General features: G+C 70.1%; 24 protein-coding genes. 2 read left to right on the top strand and 22 right to left on the bottom strand.

Annotation, left to right across the window (positions count from 1 at the left end; genetic code table 11):
* Positions 1-29 precede the first annotated feature (29 nt).
* Together ABZ990_RS13430 and ABZ990_RS13425 are read left to right on the top strand one after the other, a co-directional pair.
* The gene (locus ABZ990_RS13430) at positions 30-1,064 is read left to right on the top strand and encodes a cytochrome P450 (RefSeq protein ID WP_361230009.1); all 1,035 of its coding nucleotides are present in this window, start codon (positions 30-32) and stop codon (positions 1,062-1,064) included.
* A gap of 1 nt (position 1,065) precedes the next feature.
* Positions 1,066-2,373 (top strand): cytochrome P450, encoded by a 1,308-nt coding sequence (locus tag ABZ990_RS13425; protein ID WP_361230007.1) that lies wholly within the window; start codon positions 1,066-1,068, stop codon positions 2,371-2,373.
* Positions 2,374-2,394: 21 nt separating this feature from the next.
* On the opposite strand, the gene ABZ990_RS13420 is transcribed toward ABZ990_RS13425, so the two are convergent.
* From ABZ990_RS13420 to thrB, 22 genes are all read right to left on the bottom strand, one after another.
* Entirely contained in the window at positions 2,395-2,586 is a 192-nt protein-coding gene (locus ABZ990_RS13420; RefSeq protein ID WP_361230004.1) for a histone-like nucleoid-structuring protein Lsr2, read from the bottom strand.
* 118 nt (positions 2,587-2,704) lie between these two features.
* Positions 2,705-3,922 (bottom strand): cellulose-binding domain-containing protein, encoded by a 1,218-nt coding sequence (locus tag ABZ990_RS13415; protein WP_361230001.1) that lies wholly within the window; start codon positions 3,920-3,922, stop codon positions 2,705-2,707.
* Positions 3,923-4,168: 246 nt separating this feature from the next.
* The gene (locus ABZ990_RS13410) at positions 4,169-4,615 is read right to left on the bottom strand and encodes a DUF2550 domain-containing protein (protein WP_361230183.1); all 447 of its coding nucleotides are present in this window, start codon (positions 4,613-4,615) and stop codon (positions 4,169-4,171) included.
* A gap of 144 nt (positions 4,616-4,759) precedes the next feature.
* Positions 4,760-5,134 (bottom strand): F0F1 ATP synthase subunit epsilon, encoded by a 375-nt coding sequence (locus tag ABZ990_RS13405; protein WP_359871980.1) that lies wholly within the window; start codon positions 5,132-5,134, stop codon positions 4,760-4,762.
* 175 nt (positions 5,135-5,309) lie between these two features.
* Positions 5,310-6,749 carry a F0F1 ATP synthase subunit beta gene (gene atpD / locus ABZ990_RS13400; protein WP_361229998.1) on the bottom strand — a complete coding sequence of 480 codons (1,440 nt, stop codon included), beginning with the start codon at positions 6,747-6,749 and terminating at the stop codon, positions 5,310-5,312.
* Complete coding sequence (locus tag ABZ990_RS13395) at positions 6,749-7,666, bottom strand: F0F1 ATP synthase subunit gamma (protein WP_361229995.1); 918 nt, start codon at positions 7,664-7,666, stop codon at positions 6,749-6,751. The genes atpD and ABZ990_RS13395 overlap by 1 nt, the downstream gene beginning before the upstream one ends.
* Positions 7,667-7,686: 20 nt before the next feature.
* Entirely contained in the window at positions 7,687-9,282 is a 1,596-nt protein-coding gene (gene atpA, locus ABZ990_RS13390) for a F0F1 ATP synthase subunit alpha (RefSeq protein ID WP_361229992.1), read from the bottom strand.
* 130 nt (positions 9,283-9,412) lie between these two features.
* On the bottom strand, positions 9,413-10,228 hold the full coding sequence (locus ABZ990_RS13385; RefSeq protein WP_361229989.1) for a F0F1 ATP synthase subunit delta: 816 nt from the start codon (positions 10,226-10,228) through the stop codon (positions 9,413-9,415).
* Complete coding sequence (locus ABZ990_RS13380; RefSeq protein WP_361229986.1) at positions 10,225-10,770, bottom strand: F0F1 ATP synthase subunit B; 546 nt, start codon at positions 10,768-10,770, stop codon at positions 10,225-10,227. Before ABZ990_RS13380 ends, ABZ990_RS13385 begins: the two co-directional genes overlap by 4 nt.
* Before the next feature lie 40 nt (positions 10,771-10,810).
* Positions 10,811-11,068, bottom strand: a complete 258-nt coding sequence (atpE, locus tag ABZ990_RS13375) for an ATP synthase F0 subunit C (protein ID WP_093874070.1) — start codon at positions 11,066-11,068, stop codon at positions 10,811-10,813.
* Between the two features lie 94 nt (positions 11,069-11,162).
* Positions 11,163-11,972 carry a F0F1 ATP synthase subunit A gene (atpB, locus tag ABZ990_RS13370; protein WP_361229983.1) on the bottom strand — a complete coding sequence of 270 codons (810 nt, stop codon included), beginning with the start codon at positions 11,970-11,972 and terminating at the stop codon, positions 11,163-11,165.
* A 225-nt stretch (positions 11,973-12,197) separates the two neighbouring features.
* Positions 12,198-12,611: a hypothetical protein gene (locus tag ABZ990_RS13365; RefSeq protein ID WP_361229980.1), complete on the bottom strand. Its 414-nt coding sequence runs from the start codon at positions 12,609-12,611 to the stop codon at positions 12,198-12,200.
* Between the two features lie 262 nt (positions 12,612-12,873).
* The gene (locus tag ABZ990_RS13360; protein ID WP_361229977.1) at positions 12,874-14,298 is read right to left on the bottom strand and encodes an undecaprenyl/decaprenyl-phosphate alpha-N-acetylglucosaminyl 1-phosphate transferase; all 1,425 of its coding nucleotides are present in this window, start codon (positions 14,296-14,298) and stop codon (positions 12,874-12,876) included.
* Between the two features lie 118 nt (positions 14,299-14,416).
* Positions 14,417-15,742 carry a serine hydroxymethyltransferase gene (gene glyA, locus ABZ990_RS13355; RefSeq protein WP_361229974.1) on the bottom strand — a complete coding sequence of 442 codons (1,326 nt, stop codon included), beginning with the start codon at positions 15,740-15,742 and terminating at the stop codon, positions 14,417-14,419.
* Between the two features lie 471 nt (positions 15,743-16,213).
* Positions 16,214-16,897, bottom strand: a complete 684-nt coding sequence (locus tag ABZ990_RS13350) for a protein-tyrosine-phosphatase (RefSeq protein WP_361229971.1) — start codon at positions 16,895-16,897, stop codon at positions 16,214-16,216.
* Positions 16,894-17,541 (bottom strand): L-threonylcarbamoyladenylate synthase, encoded by a 648-nt coding sequence (locus ABZ990_RS13345; protein ID WP_361229968.1) that lies wholly within the window; start codon positions 17,539-17,541, stop codon positions 16,894-16,896. The genes ABZ990_RS13350 and ABZ990_RS13345 overlap by 4 nt, the downstream gene beginning before the upstream one ends.
* Before the next feature lie 67 nt (positions 17,542-17,608).
* A complete protein-coding gene (gene prmC, locus ABZ990_RS13340; protein WP_361229965.1) occupies positions 17,609-18,454 on the bottom strand; it encodes a peptide chain release factor N(5)-glutamine methyltransferase in 846 nt (281 codons plus the stop codon).
* Between the two features lie 37 nt (positions 18,455-18,491).
* On the bottom strand, positions 18,492-19,568 hold the full coding sequence (prfA, locus tag ABZ990_RS13335) for a peptide chain release factor 1 (protein WP_361229962.1): 1,077 nt from the start codon (positions 19,566-19,568) through the stop codon (positions 18,492-18,494).
* A 101-nt stretch (positions 19,569-19,669) separates the two neighbouring features.
* Positions 19,670-19,894, bottom strand: coding sequence for a 50S ribosomal protein L31 (gene rpmE, locus ABZ990_RS13330; protein ID WP_030761597.1), 225 nt, complete (start codon positions 19,892-19,894; stop codon positions 19,670-19,672).
* 199 nt (positions 19,895-20,093) lie between these two features.
* Positions 20,094-21,200 carry an LCP family protein gene (locus ABZ990_RS13325; RefSeq protein ID WP_361229958.1) on the bottom strand — a complete coding sequence of 369 codons (1,107 nt, stop codon included), beginning with the start codon at positions 21,198-21,200 and terminating at the stop codon, positions 20,094-20,096.
* A gap of 228 nt (positions 21,201-21,428) precedes the next feature.
* Positions 21,429-23,522 carry a transcription termination factor Rho gene (gene rho, locus ABZ990_RS13320; protein ID WP_361229955.1) on the bottom strand — a complete coding sequence of 698 codons (2,094 nt, stop codon included), beginning with the start codon at positions 23,520-23,522 and terminating at the stop codon, positions 21,429-21,431.
* A gap of 452 nt (positions 23,523-23,974) precedes the next feature.
* Entirely contained in the window at positions 23,975-24,892 is a 918-nt protein-coding gene (gene thrB, locus ABZ990_RS13315; protein ID WP_361229952.1) for a homoserine kinase, read from the bottom strand.
* Positions 24,893-25,314: the final 422 nt, after the last annotated feature.

Genomic DNA, 25,314 nt, shown 5'->3' with positions numbered 1-25,314 from the left:
CAGCCCTCTCGGCCTCCCGGAGATCTCCCATGCGCTCCACGGTGTTCCACCCCCGACTCGCCGCCCTCTTCCGGGACCACCTCGGGCAGGACGTCTTCCGGCTCGAACCCGACACCATCGGGATCGCCGGACACGAGGTCGCCGACCGGATCCTCGCCGCCCGCCGGGCCACCGAGACCGAACGGCCCACGTTCAAGCCGCTGCACGGCCGTTCGATCGCCCGGAGTGAAGCCGCCTCCGTGATGCGGACCATCGGCAGCGATGTGCGCGAGGCACTGAAGAGGGAACGCCCGCGGCCCGAGGACGTCGATCTGTCCGGACTGTGGCCGCTGACGGGCCACATGTTCCTGCGCGACATGATTCTGGGCAACGACCCGTACCGGCTGCGGGTGTTGATGAGCCGGAACCTCGAACTCACCACCAAACTCACCTGGTCGGTGATCGCGGCAGGCGCCGCGCTCCCGCTCTCGAAGCGGGCCGGCCGGGGCGGCGCGCCGCTGACCTCGCTCGCGGGCATGGTCGCCGACGCCACCACGTACCAGGACCGCCGTTACGCCCTGGGCATGTACCGCCGCGCGGCGGCCCCCGTGTGCTTCACGGTCTCCACCCTCGTCTCGAACGCGCTGTGGCTCGGCGCGCCGTTCGACCCCGAGACGCCGAACCAGCATCTCCTCTACGAGTCGATGCGGATGCTGCCGCCGTCGTGGAACCTCCTGCGGAACGCCTCCCCCGAGTACCCCGCCATCGACGACCGCATCGGCGCGGGCGACGACGTCCTCCTCCTCCCGATCCTCTCCCACCGGGACCCGAAGCTGTGGGACGCCCCGAACGAGTTCCGGCCCGAGCGCTGGGAGACCCTCGACCCCGACACCGCCCCCGGCTACCTCCCCTTCGGACACTCCTCCGAACGCTGCTGGGGCCGGCACATGGTGATGCCGCTCGGCGAACTTCTCCTGGACCTCATCCGCGGCGCGGGCCTGACGGTCGACCCCGCGCAGACCAGGGGGAAGGTGCCGCTGGCCGGACTGCTCGGGGTGTCGGACGTACGGCTGGTCAAGGCCTGACGTGCCGCCCCCGCCCGAGCCGGTCGAGACGCCCGCGACGACGGGGGACGGGGGCGCAGTGGCGGACGGGGTCACGGTGGCGTACGGGTTCGAGGCGGTGGACGAGTACGTCGCCCGTGACCCGCACCCGACGTACCGGCACTGGCGCGAGACGGGCGGGGCCCGCCGGGTGCGCTTCGCCGGTCCCGTACCGCTGGCCGGCTGGGTCGTCACCGAGTACGCGGCCTGCCGGGCGGCGCTCGCCGACCCCCGGCTGAGCAAGGACGGGGCGACGGAGGCGTTCGCCCGCTACGCGGGGCTGCCCACCGGCGGCCCGGGCGGTGGGCTCACCACCCATATGCTCAACTCCGACCCTCCTCGCCACACCCGGCTGCGCCGGCTGGTCCAACAGGCCTTCACCACAAGGCGGGTGGCCGCGTTACGCCCCCGGATCGAGGCCCGGGTCACCGCCCTGCTCGACGCACTGGAAGAGACGGCGGTCGACACGACGGGCGCGGTCGACCTGATCGGCCGGTTCGCGCTCCCCCTCCCCCTGGCCGTGATCTTCGACCTGCTCGGGGCGGACCCGGACGACCCGGGGGTCCTCCAGGTCCGGGGGCACTCGGTGGCCGGGAACGAGGGCGACGGCGAGGTCTCCGTACCCACGGCCGACGCGATGCTGGACCGGCTGCGTGCCCTGGTCGAGGAGAAGCGGTCCCGCCCCGGGGACGATCTCCTGTCCGCGCTCGCCGCCGCCCGCGACGACGGCGGTGACGGCGGGGGTGGCTGGGGCGCGCTCAGCGAGGAGGAGATCACCTCGATGGCGTTCCTGCTGGTGGTCGCCGGGCATCAGACGACCGTCAACCTGATCGCCAACGGCCTGCACGCCCTGTTCACTCACCCCGAGCAACTCGCCGCCGTACGCGCCGACGTCTCCCTCGTCCCCGGTCTGATCGAGGAAGTCCTGCGCCACGAAAGCCCGTTCGGCATCGCGACCCTGCGCTACACGACCGAGCCGGTGACGATCCAGGGGACCGCGATCCCGGCCGGGGAGTTCGTCCAGATCGCCCTCCTCGCCGCCAACCGCGACCCGGAGGTCTTCCCGGACCCGGACCGCTTCGACGTCACCCGCGACACCTCCGGGCATCTGGCCTTCGGCCACGGCATCCACCATTGCCTGGGCGCACCGCTGGCCCGCCTCCAGGCCGAGATCGCGTTCACCCGACTCCTGCGCCGCTTCCCGGCCCTGCGCCCGGCCGCAACCCCAGCCGCCTGGCAGGACAACCCCCGCCACCGCGGCCTCCTCACCCTCCCGGCCCACCTCCACTGACCCCTGCCCGCCGCCGTCACCTCAGTGCGCCCGCTCCCACGCCTGGATGACGGAGGCGGGGATGCGTCCGCGATCGGGGACGTCGTACCCCTGCGAGCGGGCCCACTCCCGGATCGCCTGGCTGCTCCGGCTCGACTCGGCCGCGCCCCAGTCGGTGGGTGCCGGAGCAGCTGGGGGCGGCACGATACGGGTGAGATCGTTGAGGCTGGTCACAGAATTCCTCGGCGGCGTCGGTCGTACGGCGGACGGCGAACGGCGGACAGTGGACAGTCCGGCGCCCGCCGTCCGCTATCCCACCATCCGCCATCCGCCGTCCCGCCATCCCGCCGTTTCAGCAGCCGATCGGCGACGAGCCGACCGCCACGTCGTCGAACCACAGGGTGTCGTCACCGACGCCGTAGCTCTCCCAGCCGAGGCGCAGAGCGGTCGGGCGTGGTGCGGTGGTGCGGGACAGCCACTGCTGGTCGATGTCCGCCGTGGGTACCCCGTCCGCGTGCAGTCCGGCCACCTGCTGGTCGCCCAGCCAGGTGTCGAGGTTGCCGTTCGACGTGTTGATCGCGAAGCGCAGACACTGCCAACTGCCCGTCGGCAGCGGCTTGCTGAGTGCCACGCCCGCCGGGCTCTGCGCGGGCAGGGTGGCGTCGTCGATCTCCCGGTTCCACTGCAACGCGCCGTTCTGGCCGCCGACCCGCAGCGCCTTGCCGCCCTGGCCGCTGTCCGGCATGGAGACGAAGGAGACGTGCCCGGCGGGCAGCGCGGTGGTGTGCCGTACCCACATCCGTACGTACATCGGGCTCACCGACGACAGGTTCGCCGTCGTGGCGATGAAGGCGTGGTTGCAGAAGCCGGCCTTGCCGTCCACTCGCATCGACTTGCCGCCGCTGTGCACGACCGAGGTGTCGACCGTGACCGCGCCCGCCCCCTGACAGTCCGGAGCCGCGAACTGCCAAGCCCCGGACGGAGTGGAGCCGTTCTGGTCCTCGAACCCGGAACAGACCACGGCGCTGCCGCAGTCACCACCACCCGGCGGAGTGGTCGGCGGAGTCGTCGGAGGAGTGGTGGGAGGCGTGGTCGGTGGGGTGGTCGGCGGGGTGGTCGGGTCCGTCGGCGTCGAAGTGCCGCCGCAGGCCACGCCGTTGACCGCGAAGTCCGTCGGCGTCGGGTTGGCCGACCCGTACGTCCCCTGGACGCCGAAGTCGGCCGAACCGCCCGTCGCCAGGGCGCCGTTCCACGCCGCGTTGGTGACGGTGACGGCATGACCGGTCTGGGATGCGGTGGAGTTCCAGGCCGACGTCACCGCCTGGTCGCCGCCGTACGTCCAGGTCAGCCGCCAACTGGCGAGCGCCGCACCGAGGTTGGTGAGCTTGATCGCGGCCGTATAGCCGCCGGTCCACTGGTTGACGGTGTACTCGACCCGGCAGCCGGCGTCCGCCGCTCTGCTGGGAGGTGCCGTGACGACCGCGGTCAGCAGCAGGGCGATGCCCGAGAAGGCCGCGAGTGCCGCCCCGATCCAGGGCCGTTGCCGTAATCGCGTGACGAGGGTGCGCATGGGTGCCTCCAAGCCAGGGGTGGGTGGAGCGCCGACCGGAAGTCGACGAATGGGAGCGCTCCCACACATGACAGCCACTGTGACCGCGCACTGTCAATACATCCGGCACCGACCCCAGCCCCCGGCCCCAACCCCAGCCCCGAAAACAGCCCGCCCAACAAAAACGGCCCGCACGATCCCCCTCAGGGAACTCGCCGGGCCGCACAAAAAGCCGCGAATCCAGAAAGCCGCCGACAGACCCTCAGGTCAGGCCACATTCACCCGCTGGCCCGGCGGCGCCGCCTCCAGCCACGCCAGGAAACCGGTCAGCGCGTCCTCGCTCATCGCCAGCTCCAGCCGCGTCCCGCGGACCACGCACGCCTGGATCACGGAGTCCGAAAGGAGCGCCAGCTCCTCCTCGCCCTCCGGGCTCCGGCGCGCCAGGACCTCGATGGCCGAGCGCTCCAGGATCCGCTTGGGGCGGGGCGCGTAGGAGAACACGCGGAACCAGGCGATCTCGTCACCGCTGTAGCGGGCGACGCCGTACACCCAGCCCTTGCCGGTGGGGTCGCGCTCCTCGGCGACGTCCCAGCGCAGGGAACAGTCGAAGGTCCCGCCGGCCCGCTGGATCAGCCTGCGCCGCAGACCGAACACGAACAGCCCGATCACCAGCAGTGCGACGACCAGGCCGCACACGAGCAACGCGAGGAACATCTTCACCGACCTCCTCGCCGCAACCCGTGACCGGTGGACCCGGCCTGACCGAACACAACCCGCATCTGCATCGCCTCAGCCGCGGCACGGTCCGGAGTGTCTCCGACCGTGCCGCGGCTGAGGGTGTGGCTCTGGCGCGATCCGCTAGCGGACCGCCACCGCGCGCAGCCGGACCTCGGCGCGCCGCTCGGCGGCGGCGTCCTCGTCCGACTTCGCACGCTCCAGCGCGCGCTCGGCACGCTGGGCGTCGATCTCGTCCGCCAGTTCGGCGATCTCCGCGAGCAGAGAAAGCTTGTCGTCGGCGAAGGAAAGGAATCCGCCGTGGACGGCGGCCACGATCGTGTCGCCCTCGCTCGTACGGATGGTCACCGGGCCCGACTCCAGCACACCGAGCAGCGGCTGGTGACCGGGCATGACGCCGATGTCGCCGGAGGTGGTACGCGCGATGACCAGGGTGGCCTCGCCAGACCAGACACTCCGGTCCGCGGCGACCAGCTCGACGTGCAGCTCAGCGGCCAAGGGTGGCTCCTCGGTTCACCACCCGGCGGATACCGGGTGTTGGGTCAAAGTCTAGTAGGACGTACGGCGCCGGAGCGCCGCGGTCCTCTTCCCCGGCGGTTGCCGGAGGGTACAGCGGGGTTGGCGTACCGAAGGGGGCGGGGCGGACCCGCCCCCTTCAGCCGAGCACGGGGGCTCAGGAGACGCCGAGCTCCTTGGCGTTCTTCTTGAGGTCCTCAAGACCACCACACATGAAGAAGGCCTGCTCCGGGAAGTGGTCGTACTCACCGTCGCAGATCGCGTTGAACGCGGCGATCGACTCCTCGAGCGGAACGTCCGAACCGTCCACGCCGGTGAACTGCTTCGCCGCGTGGGTGTTCTGGGACAGGAAGCGCTCGACACGGCGGGCGCGGTGGACAACGAGCTTGTCCTCCTCGCTCAGCTCGTCGATACCGAGGATCGCGATGATGTCCTGGAGGTCCTTGTACTTCTGGAGGATGCCCTTGACGCGCATGGCGGCGGCGTAGTGGTCCTCGGCGATGTAACGCGGGTCCAGGATCCGGGACGTGGAGTCCAGCGGGTCCACGGCCGGGTAGATGCCCTTCTCGGAGATCGGACGGGAGAGAACCGTCGTCGCGTCGAGGTGGGCGAAGGTGGTCGCCGGCGCCGGGTCGGTGAGGTCGTCGGCGGGGACGTAGATCGCCTGCATCGAGGTGATCGAGTGACCACGGGTCGAGGTGATGCGCTCCTGGAGGAGACCCATCTCGTCGGCCAGGTTCGGCTGGTAACCCACCGCGGAGGGCATACGGCCGAGCAGGGTCGAGACCTCGGAACCGGCCTGCGTGAAGCGGAAGATGTTGTCGATGAAGAACAGCACGTCCTGCTTCTGCACATCGCGGAAGTACTCCGCCATGGTCAGACCGGCCAGGGCGACGCGCAGACGGGTGCCCGGGGGCTCGTCCATCTGGCCGAAGACCAGGGCGGTCTTGTCCAGAACGCCGGCCTCTTCCATCTCGACCATGAGGTCGTTGCCCTCACGGGTGCGCTCACCGACGCCCGCGAAGACCGACACACCCTCGTGCAGCTTCGCCACACGCATGATCATTTCCTGGATCAGAACGGTCTTGCCGACACCGGCACCACCGAACAGACCGATCTTTCCACCCTTGACGTACGGGGTGAGAAGGTCGACGACCTTCAGGCCGGTCTCGAACATCTCGGTCTTGGACTCGAGCTGGTCGAAGGCCGGGGCCTTGCGGTGGATCGCCCAGCGCTCGGCGTCGGCGACCGTGGACGGGTCCTCGTTCAGGACCTCGCCCAGGGTGTTGAACACCTTGCCCTGGGTGACGTTGCCGACCGGGACGGTGATGGCCGTGCCCGTGTCGGTCACCGGGGCCTGGCGGACCAGACCGTCGGTGGGCTGCATGGAGATGGTGCGGACCAGGCCGTCACCGAGGTGCTGCGCGACCTCGAGGGTCAGCGTCTTGGTGCCGTCGCCCGACGGGTCGAGCACGTCGACGTGCAGCGCGTTGTAGATCTCCGGCATGGCGTCGACGGGGAACTCCACGTCGACGACCGGGCCGATGACCCGGGCGACGCGGCCCGTGGCGGCGGCCGTCTCAACAGTGGTCGTCATTACTTGTCACTCCCCGCGTTCGCGTCGGCCAGGGCGGCAACGCCACCGACGATCTCGCTGATTTCCTGGGTGATTTCGGCCTGGCGGGCCGCGTTGGCACGACGGGTGAGGCTGGTGATCAGCTCGCCCGCGTTGTCGGTCGCCGACTTCATCGCGCGCCGCGTGGCGGCGTGCTTCGAAGCCGAGGACTGCAGCAGCGCGTTGTAGATCCGGCTCTCGACGTACCGCGGCAGAAGGGCGTCCAGGACGTCCTCCGCCGACGGCTCGAAGTCGAACAGCGGACGGATCGTGTCCGTCGTGCCGGCCTCCTTCGCGACCTCGTCGAGGCTGAGAGGCAGCAGCCGGGCCTCGATCGCGGACTGGGTCATCATCGAGACGAACTCGGTGTAGACGATGTGGAGTTCGTCCACACCACCCTCGGCCGTGTCCTTCTCGATGGCCTCGATCAGCGGCTCGCCGATCTTCTTGGCGTCCGCGTACGTCGGCTCGTCCGTGAAACCGGCCCACGTGTCGGCCAGCTTGCGCTCACGGAAGTTGAAGTGCGCGATGCCACGACGGCCGACGACGTAGATGTCGACCGTCTTGCCCTCGCCCTCCAGCTCCTTGACGAGCTTCTCCGCCGCCTTGATGGCGTTGGAGTTGAAGGCGCCGGCCAGACCGCGGTCGCTCGTGAGGAGCAGGACCGCGGCACGCGTCGGGTTCTCCGCCTCGGTGGTCAGCGGGTGCTTGTCGTTGGCGCCCGTGGCGACCGCGGTCACCGCGCGGGTGAGCTCGGTCGCGTACGGGGTCGACGCCTGCACCTTGCGCTGCGCCTTGACGACGCGCGAGGCGGCGATCATCTCCATCGCCTTGGTGATCTTCTTCGTCGCGGTGACGGATTTGATGCGACGCTTGTAGACCCGGAGCTGCGCTCCCATGAGTCAGGTCCCTTCCGTCGTCACTTCGAGACGTTGACGGCGGAGGCGTCGTCGCCCAGCAGCTTGCCGTCGGACGTCTCGAACTGCTTCTTGAACTCCGCGATCGCGTCGGCGACGGACTGCAGCGTGTCGTCCGACATCTTGCCGCCCTCACGGATGGAGGTCATGAGGCCCGAGTGGCTCTGACGCAGGAACGCCAGCATCTCGGTCTCGAAACGGCGGATGTCGGCCACCGGGACGTCGTCCATCTTGCCGGTGGTGCCGGCCCAGATGGAGACGACCTGGTTCTCGGTCGACATCGGCTGGTACTGCGGCTGCTTCAGCAGCTCGACCATGCGCTGACCGCGCTCCAGCTGCGCCTTCGACGCGGCGTCCAGGTCGGAACCGAAGGCGGCGAACGCCTCGAGCTCACGGAACTGGGCCAGGTCCACACGGAGGCGACCGGAGATCTGCTTCATCGCCTTGTGCTGGGCGGAGCCACCGACACGCGACACGGAGATACCGACGTTCAGGGCCGGGCGCTGGCCGGCGTTGAACAGGTCGGACTCCAGGAAGCACTGGCCGTCGGTGATCGAGATGACGTTGGTCGGGATGAACGCCGACACGTCGTTGGCCTTGGTCTCGACGATCGGAAGACCGGTCATCGAGCCCGCGCCCAGCTCGTCCGACAGCTTCGCGCAGCGCTCCAGCAGGCGGGAGTGCAGGTAGAAGACGTCACCCGGGTACGCCTCGCGGCCCGGCGGACGACGCAGCAGCAGGGACACGGCGCGGTAGGCGTCGGCCTGCTTCGACAGGTCGTCGAAGATGATCAGGACGTGCTTGCCGGCGTACATCCAGTGCTGACCGATGGCCGAACCGGTGTACGGCGCCAGGTACTTGAAGCCGGCCGGGTCGGACGCCGGGGCGGCGACGATGGTCGTGTACTCGAGCGCGCCGGCCTCTTCGAGGGCCGCGCGCACGGACGCGATGGTGGAGCCCTTCTGGCCGACCGCGACGTAGATGCAGCGCACCTGCTTGTTCACGTCGCCCGAGCGCCAGTTGTCGCGCTGGTTGATGATCGTGTCGACGGCCAGGGCGGTCTTGCCGGTCTGGCGGTCACCGATGATCAGCTGACGCTGACCACGGCCGACCGGGGTCATGGCGTCGACGGCCTTGTAGCCGGTCTCCATCGGCTCGTGGACCGACTTACGCTGCATGACGCCCGGCGCCTGCAGCTCGAGGGCGCGGCGGCCCTCGGTCGCGATCTCGCCGAGACCGTCGATCGGGTTGCCGAGCGGGTCGACGACGCGACCCAGGTAACCCTCGCCGACACCGACGGAGAGGACCTCACCGGTGCGCTGCACCGGCTGTCCCTCCTCGATGCCGCTGAACTCGCCGAGGACGATCGCACCGATCTCGCGCTCTTCCAGGTTCAGCGCGAGGCCGAGAGTGCCGTCCTCGAACTTCAGCAGCTCGTTCGCCATGGCCGAGGGAAGACCCTCGACCTTCGCGATGCCGTCGCCGGCCAGGCTGACCGTGCCGACTTCCTCGCGCGAGGCCGCGTCCGGCTGGTACGACTGGACGAAGTTCTCCAGTGCGTCCCGGATCTCCTCCGGCCGGATCGTGAGCTCCGCCATCTGGGTTCCCTGCTCTCCTTGTTGGGCCCGAAGTTTCTTAAGGGGTCTGGGGGCCGACCCCCAGGAATCTTCTGCAATCTCTGCACGGCCCAACCGGGCCGCTGTCATGCGTCTTGATTTGTGGCCGAGGTCAGCCGGCCAGGCGGCGGGTCGCCTCGTCGAGGCGCTCCGCGATGGTGCCGTCGATGACCTCGTCACCGACCCGCACCGAGATCCCGCCGAGGACCGTCGGGTCCACGTCCAGGTTCAGGTGCATCTGGCGGCCGTACAGCTTGGCCAGAACGGCACCGAGGCGCTGCTTCTGCTGGTCGCTGAGCGGCACCGCGGAGGTGACGACGGCGACCATCCGGTCCCGGCGCGCCGCGGCGAGCTTGGACAGGGACTCGAGTCCCGACTCCAGGCTACGGCCCCGGGGCTGGGTCACCAGGCGGACGATCAGACGCTCGGTGACCGGGTTGGCCTTGCCGCCGAGCAGGCTGCGCAGCAGCTCGCCCTTGGCCGATGCCTTCGCGGTCTTGTCCGTCAGCGCGGAGCGGAGCCCGTTGCTGGAGGAGACGATCCGGCCGAACCGGAACAGCTCGTCCTCGACGTCGTCGAGGGCGCCCGCCTTCTGGGCGGCGGTGAGGTCGGCGATGTTCGCCAGCTCCTCGGCCGCGTCGACCAGGTCGCGCGACTGCGACCAGCGGGAGCGCACCATCCCGGCGACCAGGTCGACGGTCTCGCCGCCCACCTGACCGGAAAGGAGTCGCCCGGCGAGCTCGGCCTTGGCCTCGCCCGCCTGCGCCGGGTCGGTCAGGACCCGACGCAGCGACACCTCGCGGTCGAGCAGCGCGGTGACGGCCGCCAGCTCGCCCGCGAGCTTGCCCGCGTCCACCGACGTGTTGTCGGTCAGTGCGTCGAGGGCCTCACGTGCGGCACTCAGTGCCTCGCGGCTCGCTCCGTTCATCGCACGGCCTCGGCCTTCTCCTCGAGTTCCTCAAGGAAGCGGTCGATGGTCCGGCTCTGACGGGCGTGGTCCTCGAGGGCCTCGCCGACGAGCTTCGACGCCAGGTCGGTCGCAAGCTTGCCGACGTCCTGACGCAGCGCGGCGGACGCGGCCTTGCGGTCGGCAGCGAGCTGCGTGTGACCGGCGGCGATGATCTCCTCGCGCTGGCGCTGGCCTTCCGCCTTCATCTCCTGGATGATCGCGGTGCCCTGCTCCGTCGCCTCCTGGCGAAGACGCGCGGCTTCGTGGCGGGCCTCGGCGAGCTGAGCCTTGTACTGCTCCAGCACACTCTGAGCCTCGACCTGGGCCGATTCGGCCTTCTCGATGCCACCCTCGATGGCCTCGCGACGCTCGTCCAGAACCTTGTTGATGTTCGGGAGGAGCTTCTTGGCGAGGAAGCCGAAGACGATGACGAAGGCGATCAGGCCGATGACGAGCTCGTCGAGATGCGGGATGAGCGGAGGCTGGGGCTCCGCCGCCTCCGCAAGAAGCAGAGCGTTCACATCAGTGCCTTCCGTAAAAAGGGTCGGACTTGTCAGCGGCTTACTGGTAGACGAAGCCCATGACGATGCCGATGAGGGCGAGCGCCTCACAGAAGGCGAAGCCCATGATCTGGTTGGTGCGGATCAGACCGGCGGCCTCGGGCTGACGGGCGAGGGCCTGCGTACCGTTACCGAAGATGATGCCGACGCCGACGCCGGGGCCGATCGCGGCGAGGCCGTAACCGATGGAGGCGACGTTGCCGACGACGTTCTCCTTGGCGCCGGCGGCGAGGTTGACCATGTCGAGAGCAGCGGACATGCCGTTACTTCCTTCTCTTTCAATGACCCGGTGGGGGTTGGCCACCGGACGACTGCTGGTTTCGGGGTGGGTGCTACGAGTCCGTGAGCGGGGCTCAGTGGTGCTCGGCGAGCGCGCCCTGGACGTAGCTGCAGGCCAGGAGGACGAAGACGTACGCCTGGACGGCCTGGATGAAGAGCTCGAAAGCGGTCATCACGAGAACCATCACGAACGAGGCGCCGGCGTAGACGAAGCCCAGGCCGTTCATGAGGTACCAGGTGGCCAGCGAGAACATCACGATCAGCAGGTGACCGGCGAACATGTTCGCGAACAGTCGCACCGCGTGCGTGAAGGGCCGGATGAGGAGGTTCGAGAAGAACTCGAGGACGACGACCATCGGCAGGATGGCGCCGAGGTTCTTGTCGTAACCGGTGATGTTCTTCCACCCGCCGACGAAGCCGTGCTTCTTGAAGGTCAGCGAGATCCACAGGACATAGACGATCAGCGCGAGGGCCGCCGGGAAGGCGATCAGCGAGGTGACCGGGAACTGGGCGACCGGAACGATCGACCACAGGTTCATGATCCAGACGAAGAAGAACAGCGACACCATCAGCGGGACGTACTTCTCGCCGTCCTTCTTGCCGATGATCTCGTAGACGATGCCGCGGCGCACGAAGTCGTAACCGGCCTCGCCGACCATCTGCATCTTGCCGGGGATCAGCTTGGGCTTGTTGAAAGCGGCCCAGAAGAAGCCGACGACCACGATCGAGCCCAGGATGGCGAGCAGCATCGGCTTGGTGAAGTCGAAGCTCCCCACCGTGAACAGGGGCTCGTACATGAACGTGTGCAGCCCCGGCGCCGGGAAGCCACATCCGGAGAAGATGTGGCAATCCGGGTCGAAGGCAAGCGTCTGGTCAGCACTCACCGCGGGCTCCTTCAGCGTGGCGCATAGGTACGGCAACCTCGTTGTGTCGGCGCGGCACGCAGCCGCGGGTCGGCACTGGACTGGTCTTACGGATAAGGGGGCGGCGGTTCGGCATCGAGCCTCTCGCTGGGTCAGGCGCCGTTCCGGATGCCCGCGCCCGCACTGCCGCAGTTGGCACCGGACGATAGCAGGAAGCAGCTGGCGGCTTTATCCCGGCCCTACCCTTCACGGCTTCGGCCCCGAATTGTCGGGGTCGATGTACGTGATCTTGGCCTTCATGTAGGCACGGGCCTGGGCGGCGACCCACACGATGGTGGTGCCGAGCAGCGTGAAGGCGAACGCCTTGAAGTTGAACGCGGTCGTCCCCTTCAACAGCGCCAGGAAGATGAAGAGCACCAGCAGCTGGGCCGTGTAGAGCATGAGCCCCATGGCCTGGAACAGATGCGGGAGCTTCTTCGCCGTCCGTTGCAGCACCAGCTGCCCGATGCCCATGAAGAGCAGCACGACCAGGGTTCCGATGACAGCGCCGAGCGCGCCCTTGCCGCCCGCGACCACACCGCTGACGACCGTGGCGATGATGCCCGCGGCGGCGGTGGGGACTGCGGTGTGCAGCAGGATGCGTGCGTCGTTGGACGGCATGGCGGTGTCTCCGCTTGCTGGAGGGGGCGATGGTGTCGTCATGGACGAGCGTAAGCCCGGACCGAGATGAGCCTCGGGGCCGAAAAGGCCGTCGCACTACGGTCTTTCGGCACTGTCGCCGGGTCTCGTGAACGGTATCACAAACTATTTGAATAGGTCTTTACTCGTGCGTGTGCCAACTCTCACACGTGAGAGTGACCGTGCACGTGCGAGCGCGACAGTGAGTCAACTCGCGTGCTAATGACCGGAGATGGGGCGTTCGTCAACCTCGCGCCCCAGCCTTACTTCGATCGGAGAAGCGTGAACGGTGGCCGATCGCGGTCGCTCCGTTGACCCCGGCCGGCACGGGCTCGTGGTCGCGCTCCTCCGCGGAGCCGGACCCGGCGTCCGCGTCGGTGTCGGAGGTCGCGTCGGAGGACGCTTCGGCGGTCGCGTCGGAGGCTGTCTCGGCGTCGGTGTCGGTGTCGGAGCCGGCCCCCTGGACGCCCGCCCGGGCCCCCTCGGTCCGCAGCCGGTACGCACGGCGCCGGTAGCGCGGCGGTACGACCGCCTGCGCCCAGCGCGGCGCTCTCGGCGAGAAGCGCGGCAGCAGGAGCAGCACCAGACCGACCGCGCTCAGCACGACCACGGCGAGGACGATCCACATCGACGTCGAGTGCACCGAATAGGCCAGCGTGCCGAAGGCGATGAGCGCCGACCAGAAGTACATGATCAGCACGGCACGGCTGTGCGAGTGCCCGATCTCCAGGAGCCGGTGGTGCAGATGCCCCCGGTCCGCCGCGAACGGCGACTGGCCCTTCCAGGTACGGCGCACGATGGCGAGCACCAGGTCCGCCATGGGGATCGCGATGATCGTCAGCGGCAGCACCAGCGGGATGAACACCGGCAGGGCTGCGTGGGTGGCGGCCTTCGTCGAGCCCTCGAAGATCTCCAGGAGGTCGGGGTCGACCTGGCCGGTGATCGAGATCGCGGACGCGGCCAGGATCAGGCCGATCAGCATCGAGCCGGAGTCGCCCATGAAGATCCGCGCCGGGTGCATGTTGTGCGGCAGGTAGCCCAGACACATGCCCATGAGGATCGCGGCGAAGAGCGTCGCGGGGGCGGCGGCCTCGATGGTCAGGCCGTACCACATGCGGTACGCGTACAGGAAGAACGCCGCCGCGGCGATGCAGACCATGCCGGCGGCGAGGCCGTCGAGACCGTCGACGAAGTTCACCGCGTTGATCGTCAGGACGACCAGCGCCACGGTGAGCAGGGTGCCCTGCCACTGGGTGAGGGCGACCGTGCCGACGCCGGGGATGGGCAGCCACAGGATCGTCAGACCCTGGACGACCATCACGCCCGCGGAGATCATCTGCGCGCCGAGCTTGATCAGCGCGTCCAGCTCGAACTTGTCGTCCAGGACGCCGACGAGCCAGATCAGCGCGGCGCCGGAGAGCAGTGCGCGGGGCTCGTTGGACAGCTCGAAGACGCTGCTCAGGTTCTGCAGGTGGTCCGCGACCAGCAGGCCCGCGCACAGTCCGAAGAACATGGCGATGCCACCGAGCCGCGGTGTCGGTTCTCGGTGTACGTCGCGTGCGCGGATCTCCGGCATCGCCCCGGTCGCGATGGCGAACTTCCGCACCGGACCGGTCAGCAGATAGGTCACCGCGGCCGTGACACAGAGCGTCAGCAGGTAATCACGCACGGGCTGCCCCACAGGAATCGCTGGCCATCTCAGCCCCACACCCTAGCCGGGCCGTCCCCATGGTCGAGGACACCTCCCGCTCTCCGACGGTTCCCGGGCAGGGTGCGTTACCGGCTTTTTACTGGCCATACGGGGGAAAACGCCCGGCAATTTCCCGTACATCCGCCCGTACCCGGGCCGTTTCCGCGGCGTCGTCGCGCAACGCGGCGGTGAACAGTGCGGGAATTCTCGTCATCTCCGGCGCCCCCATGCCCTGGGTGGTCACGGCAGCGGTGCCGAGCCGGATGCCGCGTCCCTGGCCGTGCCGCTCCCCGTACGGCAGCGCGCAGGTGTCGAGGACGATCCCGGCCGCCGCGAGCCGGTCGCGGGCGGTCTTGCCGTCGACGCCCAGCGGCGCCGGGTCGGCGGTGACGAGATGGGTGTCGGTGCCGCCGGTCGTCGGCGCGAACCCCTCGGCGGCGAGCCCGGCGGCGAGTACGCGCGCGTTGTCGACGACCCGGTGCGCGTACGCGGCGAACGCCGGGGTCGCCGCCTCGCCGAACGCCACCGCCTTGGCGGCGATCGTGTGCATCTGCGCGCCGCCCTGGGTGAACGGGAACACCGCCCGGTCGACCCGTTCCGCCAGCTCCTCGCCGCACAGGATCAGACCGCCGCGCGGGCCGCGCAGCACCTTGTGGGTGGTGCCGCAGACGATGTCCGCGTACGGGACGGGGTTCGGCGCCGCGCCGCCGGCGATCAGGCCGAGCGGGTGCGCGGCGTCGGCGACGAGATAGGCGCCGACCTCGTCGGCGATGGCTCTGAAGAGCGCGTAGTCGAGATGGCGGGGGTAGGAGATCGAGCCGCAGACGATCGCTTTCGGCCGGTGGTGCCGGGCGAGCGCGGCGACCTGCTCGTAGTCGACGAGACCGGTCTCCGCGTCGACGCCGTACGGGACGAAATCGAACCAGCGGCCGGAGAAGTTCGCGGGCGAACCGTGGGTGAGATGTCCGCCGTCGGTGAGTCCCATGGCGAGTACGGTGTCGCCGGGGCGCAGCAGCGCCGCGTAGGCGGCGAGGACGGCGGAGGAGCCGGAGTGCGGCTGGACGTTGGCGTGTTCGGCGCCGAACAGGGCCCGGGCGCGTTCGACGGCGATCCGCTCGGCGGCGTCGGCGTAGACGCAGCCGCCGTGGTAGCGGGCGCCCGGGTAGCCCTCGGCGTACTTGTTGGCGAGCGGGGAGGCGAGGGCGGCCAGCACGGCGGGCGAGGTGAAGTTCTCGGCGGCGATGAGCTGGAGTCCGTCCGCCTGCCGTCGTCCCTCGCCGATCAGCACGTCGGCGATCTCGGGGTCCTGGCGGCGCAAGGCATCGAAACCGGCTGCCGCGGCAGCGGTGGCGGTGGCTTCGGTGCCGGCCTGGGAGCCGGGGCCGGCGTCGGTCGGCGCGCTGGGCACGGTGGGCGGGGGCATGGGGGCGCTCCGGGCGGTGGGGGTGGCCTGAAATCCACTGTAGGCACCCTGCGCGCCCCCTGCTCCCTCACTGCTCCACCGGTGCGGCCCGACCGGTCACGGGGCGGCCACGGGCAGGCTGGGGCGCCGTACGGGGCCGTCAGGGGCGCGCGTACGGGCAGGAGAGGGGGTCGGGAGAGACCGGGGGGTCCGCTGTCCGGGGAAGGGTGTGCCCGGGAGGAGACGGCCGGAGGAGTGGGGCCGTGGGTGTGAGGCCGGGGTGTGGCCAAGGTGTGCGGCGGGTGTGCGGCCGAGGTGTGCCGGAAGCGGTCCCGGAAGGGCCTGGACGCGGGGCCGGGAGGGTGTGGACGCGGGGCCGGGAGGATGTGGCCAGGAGGTGTGTGGCCGGGGGCCCGGGTCCGGCGGGCGGGGACGCGGTGCTCCCCCGCGTCCGCTCGGTACCGAGATCCGTCGCCCGGTACCGCGATCCGCTCAGTGCCGCGCGGGCACGCCCGTCAGCGCCGTGACCACCGGATCCAGCGCCTGCTGGATCTCGTCGCCGATGGAGCGGAAGAAGGTGATCGGCGCGCCGTACGGGTCGTTCACCTCGTCCGCCTCGGCCGACGGGGCGAGCAGCCACCCGCGCAGCGCGGCGGCGGCGCGGACCAGCGCGCGGGCGCGGTCGACCGTGCCGTGGTCGCCGCGCGGGTCCGGCAGGGTGGCCGGATCTATCGCGCGGACGAGGCGGGTGAACTCCTTCAGGGTGAAGGTCCGCATGCCCGCCGAGTGACCCATCGAGATGACCTGCGCGCGGTGGTCGCGGGTCGCCGTCAGGACCAGGTCCGCGCGGATGACGTGTTCGTCGAGGAGCTCACGGCCCACGAAGCCGCTGAAGTCCGCGCCGAAGTCGGCGAGGACGACCTCCGCGTTGGCCTCCATCGGGGCGCCCTCGTGGCCCCAGGTGCCCGCGCTCTCCACGATCAGACCGCCGATGGGGCCCTGGCCGACATGGCCGGCGTACGGGCCGCCGAGGCGGTCTGCCAGGGCATGGCGGGTCAGCCGCTCGGTGATGGGCGAGCGGCAGACATTGCCGGTGCTGACGTGGAGGATGCGGAAAGTGCTGCGGTCGTACGCGTGCTCGTGCCCCGCTATGCCACGCCCCTGCGGGGTGGTCAATTCGCCACCTCGAGGTCGGGTACCACCTTCCGGAGCTCCTCCGCGGTCAGCGCGCCCTCGCGCAGCAGCACCGGCACCTTGCCCGTGACGTCCACGATGGACGACGGGACGATGCCGGGGGTCGGGCCGCCGTCCAGGTACACGGAGACGGAGTCGCCGAGCATGCCCTGGGCCGCGTCGCAGCTCTCCGGCGCCGGGTGACCGGTCAGGTTCGCCGAGGACACCGCCATCGGGCCGACCTCCGTGAGCAGCTCGATCGCGACCGGGTGCAGCGGCATCCGGATCGCGACGGTGCCGCGGGTGTCGCCCAGGTCCCACTGGAGGGACGGCTGGTGCTTGGCGACCAGGGTCAGCGCGCCGGGCCAGTACGCGTCGACGAGCTCCCAGGCCATCTCGGAGAAGTCCGTGACGAGGCCGTGCAGCGTGTTCGGGGAGCCGATGAGCACGGGCGTGGGCATGTTGCGGCCGCGGCCCTTGGCCGTGAGCAGGTCCGCGACGGCCTCCGAGCTGAAGGCGTCCGCCCCGATCCCGTACACGGTGTCGGTGGGCAGCACGACCAGTTCGCCGCGGCGCACCGCGGAGGCGGCTTCACGCAGACCCGTGGCCCGGTCGGTCGCCTCGTTGCAGTCGTATCGCCGAGCCATCAGGTCCGGTCCTCCCTTTGATTGGTCACTCGCGTCGTCTGCGGAACACACCGCTCGCCCGCGCCCGTCACGGCGTCGCCTTGCGGGCGGTCGCGAAGCGCGGGCGGTTGTTCAGGTCGGGGTGGTCGGCGGCGTCGGCCCAGCCGGACTCCTCGTTGAAGATCCACGGGACCTGGCCGCCCTGGGTGTCGGCGTGCTCGATGACGACGAGCCCGCCGGGCCGCAGCAGCCGGTGCGCGGTCCGCTCGATGCCCCGGATGGTGTCGAGCCCGTCCTCGCCGGAGAACAGGGCCATGTCCGGGTCGTGGTCGCGGGCCTCGGGCGCCACGTACTCCCACTCGGTGAGCGGGATGTACGGGGGGTTGGAGATGACCAGGTCGACCTGGCCGTTGAGCTCCGGCAGCGCCGTCAGCGCGTCGCCCTGGTGGACGGTGACGCGCGAGCCCTCCGCGTTCTTCCGGGTCCACACCAGCGCGTCGTCGGACAGCTCCACGGCGTGCACGCGCGAGCGCGGCACCTCCTGGGCCATGGCGAGCGCGATGGCGCCGGAGCCGGTGCACAGGTCGACGATGAGCGGTTCGACCACGTCCATCGCCCGGACGGCGTCTATGGCCCAGCCGACGACCGACTCGGTCTCGGGACGGGGCACGAAGACGCCGGGGCCGACCTGGAGCTCCAGGTACCGGAAGAAGGCGCGGCCGGTGATGTGCTGGAGCGGCTCGCGCGCCTCGCGGCGGGCGATGGTCTCCCAGTAGCGGGCGTCGAAGTCGGCGTCCTTGACGTTGTGCAGCTCCCCCCGCTTCACGCCGTGCACGAACGCGGCGAGCTCCTCGGCGTCGAAACGCGGTGAGGGAACGCCGGCGTCGGCCAGCCGCTGGGTGGCCTGGGCCACCTCGGCAAGCAGCAGGTTCACGCTGGTCCTCCGTGGTGCGGGTGGGGCTTGGAAATTCTTACGCTGCTGCCAGCTTGGCGGCCGAGTCGGCGTCCACGCAGGCCTGGATGACCGCGTCGAGCTCGCCGTCGAGCACCTGGTCCAGGTTGTACGACTTGAAGCCGACCCGGTGGTCCGAGATGCGGTTCTCCGGGAAGTTGTACGTACGGATCTTCTCGGAACGGTCGACGGTGCGGACCTGGCTGCGGCGCGCGTCGGCGGCCTCGGCCTCGGCCTTCTCCTGCGCGGCGGCCAGCAGCCGCGAGCGGAGGATACGCATGGCCTGCTCCTTGTTCTGGAGCTGGCTCTTCTCGTTCTGGCAGGAGGCCACGATGCCGGTGGGCAGGTGGGTGATGCGGACGGCGGAGTCGGTCGTGTTGACGGACTGGCCGCCGGGGCCGGACGAGCGGTAGACGTCGATCCGCAGGTCGTTCGCGTGGACCTCGACCTCGACCTCCTCGGCCTCCGGCGTGACGAGCACACCGGCCGCGGAGGTGTGGATACGGCCCTGCGACTCGGTGGCGGGCACGCGCTGCACGCGGTGCACCCCGCCCTCGTACTTCAGTCGCGCCCAGACGCCCTGGCCGGGCTCGGTGGCCCCGTTGCCGCCCTTGGTCTTCACCGCGACCTGGACGTCCTTGTAGCCGCCCAGCTCGGACTCGGTGGAGTCGATGATCTCGGTCTTCCAGCCGACGCGCTCGGCGTAGCGCAGGTACATGCGCAGCAGGTCGCCCGCGAAGAGCGCGGACTCGTCGCCGCCGGCACCGGCCTTGATCTCGAGGATGACGTCCTTGTCGTCGCTCGGGTCGCGCGGGACCAGCAGCAGACGGAGCTTCTCGGTGAGCTCCTCGCGCTGCTTCTCCAGCTGCTTGACCTCGGCGGCGAAGTCCGGGTCGTCGTGCGCGAACTCCTTGGCCGTCTCGATGTCGTCGCCGGTCCGCTTCCAGGACAGGTACGTGGAGACGATCGGGGTCAGCTCGGCGTAGCGCTTGTTCAGCTTGCGCGCGTTGGCCTGGTCGGCGTGGACCGAAGGATCGGCGAGCTTCTTCTCGAGATCGGCGTGTTCGCCGATCAGTTCCTCGACCGCCTCGAACATCGGGGGCTCCTGAGTGGTGTACGTATGTTGCTACGGGGACGGCAAAGCGCCGGTCCCGGCCACCCCGCGCAGGGGCAGCCGAAGACCGGCGCTGTGGCTCGCTACTTCTTGGCGGAGCCGGCAGCCTTGCCGAAGCGGGCCTCGAAGCGGGCGACGCGGCCGCCGGTGTCGAGGATCTTCTGCTTGCCCGTGTAGAACGGGTGGCACTCGGAGCAGACCTCGGCACGGATGGTGCCCTCGGTCAGGGTGCTACGGGTGGTGAACGACGCGCCACAGGTGCAGCTGACCTGGGTCTCGACGTACTCGGGGTGAATCTCGCGCTTCAAGGTTTCTCCTAGTTCCGGGAGGGCTCCGGGTCGCCCGTGCGGGATGCTCGTGCGTGAACCGGGGCCGACGTACCAGTTTGCCAGGACTGGCCGCATCTCCCAAAACCGGGGTCCGTCCGGAACTATTCCCGGCGGGGTTCCGGGCCCTGGCGGGACCCCCTCACGGGGCCTGCCAGAGCCCCACCGCACGGCTCGCGCGTCACTTCACGATGCCGTCCGCCTTGCCCGTGGCGGTGTCCCGGGTGGCCTCGGCCGGGATCGGCCGGTCCGCCTTCAGGGCCTCCCAGACCTGTCGCGCCTTGTCCTCCACGGGCACGACACGGTTGGGGTCCACCGGGTCGTACACGACCGGCATCGTCACCATGTGCACGTCGTCGGCGCCGAGCTTCGACAGACCGCGGGCGAAGCTCGTCAGCTCCTTGACGGAATCCAGTTCGGAGTCGGGGGTGATCGCCTTGGTGGCGGTGTCCGCGATACCGAAGAGCTTGGTGGGGCTGGAGAACACCCCGACGCTCTTGACCTGCTGGATGAAGGCCTTCATGAAGGCCTGCTGGAGCTGGATGCGGCCGAGGTCGCTGCCGTCGCCGACGCTCTTGCGGGTGCGGACGAGGCCGAGGGACTGCTCGCCGTCGAGGGTGTGGGTGCCCGGGGCGAGGTCGAGATGGCTCTTGCCGTCGTCGATGGGCCGCGTGGTGGTGATCTCGACGCCGCCGAGCTGGTCGATCAGCTTGGTGAAGCCGGCGAAGTCGACCTCGATGTAGTGGTCCATGCGGATGCCGGACATCGACTCGACGGTCTTCACCGCGCAGGCCGGGCCGCCGACCTCGTACGCGGTGTTGAACATCACCCGGTGCTCGGCGGGGACCGCCGCGCCCTCCGCTCCCGTACAGGCGGGGCGGTCGACAAGGGTGTCGCGCGGTATGGAGACCACGGACGCCTTGGTGTGGCCGGGGTAGACGTGCACGACCATCGCGGTGTCCGAGCGGGCGCCGCCCTCGTCCTTGCCGTACGCCTGGTTGGCGCCGGCGCGGGAGTCGGAGCCGAGGACGAGGATGTCCTCGGAGCCGTTGTCGACGTCGTCCGGCCGGTCCTTGCCGAGCTGGGCGTTGATGTCGACGCCCTGGATGTTGTGGTCGAGGCGGACGTACGCGTAGCCGAGTCCGGCACCGGCCCCGAGGACCAGCACCGCGCCGCTCCAGACCGCGACGACGACCGCGCGGCGGCGCCGGGCCCTCGGTTTGCGGCGGCGGCCGGTGGGGCGCCGGTGCGTGGGGCGTACGCGACCGCTGTCGTTCTGCTCGCTCATCCGTCTCCCTCAGGCCTTCGATTCACCTGGTGTGACGGCGAACCACCCGAAAGAGTTGCATGGGAGCCTATGAGGTTTAGATGATCAATGTCCGGGTATACGACTGCGCCCACCGGGCGGATACCCGGTGGGCGCAGTCGTTTACGCAGGTCGCGACGCGGTTACGGAGGGGAGGCGCGGTCTCCCGTTCCCCTGTCCCTCCTTCACCGGAGTGACGGACGTCTCGCGTCAGTCGTTGTTGGCGCCAGGCGTCGTCTTCTGGATCTGCATCAGGAACTCGGCGTTCGACTTCGACTTCTTGAGTCGGTCGAGCAGCAGCTCGATCGCCTGCTGCTGGTCGAGCGCGTGCAGCACCCGGCGGAGCTTCCAGGTGATCGCCAGCTCCTCGCTGCCGAGCAGGATCTCCTCCTTGCGCGTACCCGAGGCGTCGACGTCGACGGCCGGGAAGATGCGCTTGTCGGCGAGCTTCCGGTCGAGCTTGAGCTCCATGTTGCCGGTGCCCTTGAACTCCTCGAAGATCACCTCGTCCATGCGCGAGCCGGTGTCGACCAGCGCGGTGGCCAGGATGGTCAGCGAGCCGCCGTCCTCGATGTTGCGCGCGGCACCGAAGAAGCGCTTCGGCGGGTAGAGCGCGGTCGAGTCGACACCACCGGACAGGATGCGGCCGGAGGCGGGCGCCGCGAGGTTGTACGCGCGGCCCAGGCGGGTGATGGAGTCGAGCAGGACGACCACGTCGTGACCCAGCTCGACCAGGCGCTTGGCGCGCTCGATGGCCAGCTCGGCGACGGTGGTGTGGTCCTCGGCCGGACGGTCGAAGGTCGAGGAGATGACCTCGCCCTTGACCGACCGCTGCATGTCGGTGACCTCTTCCGGACGCTCGTCGACCAGGACGACCATCAGGTGGCACTCGGGGTTGTTGTGGGTGATCGCGTTGGCGATCGCCTGCATGATCATGGTCTTGCCGGTCTTCGGCGGGGCCACGATCAGACCGCGCTGGCCCTTGCCGATCGGCGACACGAGGTCGATGATCCGCGTGGTCAGCACACCCGGGTCGGTCTCCAGGTTGAGCCGGTCCTGCGGGTAGAGCGGGGTCAGCTTGGTGAACTCGGGGCGGCCTCGGCCGGACTCCGGCGCCATGCCGTTGACCGAGTCGAGGCGCACCAGCGCGTTGAACTTCTCGCGGCGCTCGCCGTCCTTCGGCTGGCGCACGGCACCGGTGACGTGGTCACCCTTGCGCAGACCGCTCTTGCGGACCTGGGCGAGGGAGACGTAGACGTCGTTCGGGCCGGGCAGGTAGCCGGAGGTCCGGATGAACGCGTAGTTGTCGAGGATATCGAGGATGCCCGCGACGGGGATCAGGACGTCGTCCTCGGAGACCTGCGGCTCGCCGGCGCCCGGGAAGTCGTCACGGCCACGACGGCCGCGACGGTCGCGGTAGCGCCCGCGACGGCCACGACGGCCGCCGTCGTCGTCGAAGTCGTCCTGCGGGCCGGACTGCTGGCCGCCCTGACCCTGGCTCTGGCCCTGGTTCTGGCCCTGACCCTGGCCCTGGCGCTCCTTGCGCTGGCCGCCCTGCTGGTCGTCGCCCTTGCCACGGTCGCGCTGACGGTCCCGGCGGCCCTGACGGTCGCCGCGCTCGCCCCGCTCGCCACGGTCACCGCGCTCGCCTCGGTCACGGCGGCCCCGGCCCTCGGCGCCGTCGCCGGCGGCCTCGGAACGGGTCTCGCCCTGCTGCTCGGCCTTGGCCTCGCCGCGCTCGGCACGGGCCTCGCGGGCCTCGGTGCGGGTCTCGGTCTTGACGGCCTGGGCGGTCTCGCCCTTGGCCTCGGCGCCGTCCGGCGAACCGGCCGGGGCGGTGGCGCGACGGCGGCGGCGCTCGCCGGCCGGGGCGTCGTCACTGGCAGGCTGACCGGGGATCTCGATCTGCTGCTGGGCGACCGGCGCGGACTTCTCCGCCTTGACGGCCTTGTCGGCGGCCTTCGGCGCGGCGTCGGCGCTCTCGACCGTACGGGCCTTGGAGGTGGCGCGGCGCTTCGGCTTGGCCTCGGCCGTGTCGGCGGAGGCGGAAGAGGCGGCGGAACCGGAGCCTCCGGCCTGCGCCTCCTTGATGACCTCGATCAGCTGGCCCTTGCGCATCCGCGCGGTGCCCCTGATGCCGAGGCCGGACGCGACCTGCTGCAGCTCGGCCAGGACCATGCCCTCAAGGCCGGTGCCGGAGCGGCGGCGCCGTGCGGTGGTGCCGGAGGCAGCACCTGCGGCGGGCGCGGCGGCGTCGACAGAATTGTCGGCAGTCACGCCCATCAGATCGGTGGTGTCGCTCACGAAGGGTCCTTCCCTGGAGCGGACGTCGGCCATCTGGCTCGGCGACCGGTCGTGCTGTCCGGCAGCGGCCCTGCTTGGTGGACCGTGTCGGGGCGGTGGTCCCGCCGGGTACGGCGGAAAGAAAGAAAAACGTGCTGTGGGTCCGGCCCGAGCGCCCCCTGCTCGGCCCTCGGCGAGAGAAGCGAGGGGTGTCGTGCCGGTTCCGGAGCGTGCTCGAAACTGCTCAGGCAGGCTGCTCAGGCAGTGGAGGAGGCTCCCGGAAGAACGGGTGGTCCCTGATGGGGACTCTCAGCACCGCGCCATGAAGACGTCGGGTGCAGACATGAGGTTAACACTACCGGCTCCAACAAACATTCCCCCTCTCCGTCACCGGCAATCTCGTGTCCGTACGTCCCTGGTGAGAGGACGTACGGCCGCGGCGGCCGCCCGGACCGGGCGGCCGAGACCGCGGGTCAGGCAGCGAGCGGCAGCACGCTCGCCCCGGACATGTCGAGGTCGAGCCGGTTCGCGGCCCAGCCCTCGCCCGCCAGCAGCGCGACCTTGTCGGCCGTCCGGGCGTCGGCCAGCGCGAGCACTGTGGGGCCCGCGCCGGAGATGACCGCGGGCACCCCGTCCGCCCGCAGCCGGTTCACCAGGGCGACGCTCTCCGGCATCGCGGGCGCCCGGTACTCCTGGTGCAGCCGGTCCTCGGTGGCCGCGAGCAGCAGCTCGGGGCGGCGGGTCAGCGCCTCGACGAGGAGCGCGGCACGACCGGCGTTGGCGGCGGCGTCCACGTGCGGGACGGTGCGCGGGAGCAGACCGCGCGCGGTCTCGGTCAGTACGGGCTTACCGGGCACGAAAACCACCGGAACGATGGAATCGGCGGGCTCCATCCTGATGGCCCGCGCGGCGCCGGACTCGGTCCAGGCGAGCGTGAATCCGCCGAGCAGACAGGCGGCGACGTTGTCGGGGTGGCCCTCGATCTCGGTGGCCAGTTCGAGCAGCCGGGTCGCGTCGAGCCGGCTGTCGCCGCCTATCGTCACGGCGCGGGCGGCGACGATGCCGGCGCAGATGGCGGCGGAGGACGAGCCGAGACCGCGACCGTGCGGAATGCGGTTGGCGCAGACGACCTCGAGGCCGCGCGGCTGTCCGCCGAGCAGGTCGAAGGCCGTGCGCATCGAGCGTACGAGCAGGTGGCTCTCGTCGCGCGGAAGGTTGTCGGCGCCTTCTCCGGCGATGTCGATGTGCAGCCCGGAGTCGGCGACCCGGACGACGACGTCGTCGTACAGACCCAGCGACAGGCCGAGGGCATCGAAGCCCGGGCCCAGATTGGCGCTGGTGGCGGGGACGCGCACCCGTACGGCGGCGGCGCGGAACGCGGGACCGGCCATCGCTCGTTGACTCTCCTTGACGTGCGAGGTTGTTCGGTGGATTTTTCGACGGGGTCACCCGGAACCCCGGACCGTTCGCGCCCCTGGGGCGGCAACGGCAACAGCGCCGCGCATATGCGGCGGGGCGGGTTCGCCACAGCCTATCCAAGGAAGGTTCTGCGGCGACATAGGGCGCACAGGAGGCGCACGATGCGTGTCGCACACCGTCCTGTGCCCCTCTGTCGGCTCCTGGGCGGGTTTGACTCGCGATCAGGAACAGACAGGGACCGGGTTCCGGCCGAATCGGATTCGGCCGGATCGGATCGATCGGGTGGATCAGGTGGATCGGGTGGATCGGGTGGATCGGGTGGGCGGTTCGGGCCGGTGGATCGGGCCGCCGGACCATGCCCTGGTGAAGCGCGATCCGGTCCGGCGATTGCCGG

Origin of the sequence: Streptomyces sp. NPDC046203 (genome assembly GCF_040646255.1) — a bacterium.
GTDB lineage: Bacteria > Actinomycetota > Actinomycetes > Streptomycetales > Streptomycetaceae > Streptomyces.
This window is presented reverse-complemented; position numbering and strand designations above follow the sequence as displayed.